Here is a 1,759-nt window from a genome sequence, read left to right as displayed (position 1 = left end):
ACGTATCCGTTTTAGTTGACGTGTTGCCCGCATCATCAGTTGCTACAGCGCTGACGGTAATCGTGCCGTCGGTCAGACCACTTAGATCCGCATCCGCCACACTCCAGACGCCGTCAGTTTCTGTCGCGTCCACAACCACGTTGTTGGTGCCATCGCTGAACGTCACTTTCACCGTTTCGGTGTCCGCATCTACGCCACTCAAGGTCACGCTCACTGTGCCCGCTTCGTCCGCGTTGGTCACATCATCAGAGGCCTTAACAGTAACGGCGAAGTTGTCGTCGGTGTCCGCACTGGTGTCTAGATCCAAGGTATCGGTTGTCGTAGACGTGTTGCCCGCATCATCAGTCGCTACGGCGCTGACGGTAATTGTACCGTCGGTCAGACCACTTAGGTCCGCATCCGCCACTGACCAAGTACCATCGATATTTTTCGTAGCATTTACAGTGACATCCGCTGTTGTTTCATCGCCATCACTGAAGGTCACGACCACGCTTTGTGCATCTGCGTCCACGCCATCCAAGGTCACGCTAACAGAGTCCGCTTCGTCTGCGTTGGTTACTGCATCGGTGTCACTGACTGCAACCGTGAAGTTGTTGTCGGTGTCCGCACTGGTGTCTAGATCCAAGGTATCGGTTGTCGTAGACGTGTTGCCCGCATCATCAGTCGCTACGGCGCTGACGGTAATTGTACCGTCGGTCAGACCACTTAGGTCCGCATCCGCCACTGACCAAGTACCATCGATATTTTTCGTAGCATTTACAGTGACATCCGCTGTTGTTTCATCGCCATCACTGAAGGTCACGACCACGCTTTGTGCATCTGCGTCCACGCCATCCAAGGTCACGCTAACAGAGTCCGCTTCACCCCCGTTGGTGATCTCGTCGCTTGTCGCCACGGTCACGCTGAAGTTGCTGTCGGTGTCCGCACTGGTGTCTAAATCTAACGTATCCGTTTTAGTTGACGTGTTGCCTGCATCGTCGGTTGCCACGGCGCTGACGGTAATCGTGCCATCAGCAAGACCACTTAGATCCGCATCCGCCACACTCCAGACGCCGTCAGTTTGTGTCGCGTCCACAACCACGTTGTTGGTGCCATCACTGAACGTCACTTTCACGGTTTGTGCATCCGCGTCCACGCCACCCAAGGTCACGCTAACAGAGTCCGCTTCACCCGCGTTGGTGGTCTCGTCGCTTGTCGCCACGGTCACGCTGAAGTTGCTGTCAGTGTCCGCACTCGTGTCTAAATCTAATGTATCCGTTTTAGTTGACGTGTTGCCCGCATCATCAGTTGCTACGGCGCTGACGGTAATCGTGCCGTCAGCAAGACCACTTAGGTCCGCATCCGCCACAGACCAGACGCCGTCAGTTTGTGTCGCGTCCACAACCACGTTGTTGGTGCCATCCGTGAACGTCACTTTCACCGTCTCGGTGTCCGCATCTACGCCACTCAAGGTCACGCTCACTGTGCCCGCTTCGTCCGCGTTGGTCACATCATCAGAGGCCTTAACAGTAACGGCGAAGTTGTCGTCGGTGTCCGCACTCGTATCTAAATCTAATGTATCAGTCGTAGTAGACGTGTTGCCCGCATCGTCGGTTGCTACGGCGCTAACGGTAATCGTGCCGTCGGTCAGATCACTTAGATCCGCATCCGCCACACTCCAGACGCCGTCAGTTTGTGTCGCGTCCACAACCACGTTGTTGGTGCCATCGCTGAACGTCACTTTCACCGTCTCGGTGTCCGCATCTACGCCACTCAAGGT

General features: G+C 55.4%; 1 protein-coding gene. It reads right to left on the bottom strand.

From position 1 onward, the window contains the following. On the bottom strand, positions 1 to 1,759 hold a 1,759-nt coding region (locus V6259_RS19455), incomplete at both ends, for a beta strand repeat-containing protein (protein ID WP_341585945.1).

The sequence above is a fragment of the Marinomonas sp. TI.3.20 genome, assembly GCF_038155025.1.
In the GTDB taxonomy this organism is placed as follows: domain Bacteria; phylum Pseudomonadota; class Gammaproteobacteria; order Pseudomonadales; family Marinomonadaceae; genus Marinomonas; species Marinomonas flavescens.
Note: the sequence above shows the minus strand (reverse complement) of the source record. Positions and strands in the feature narration are given on the sequence as shown.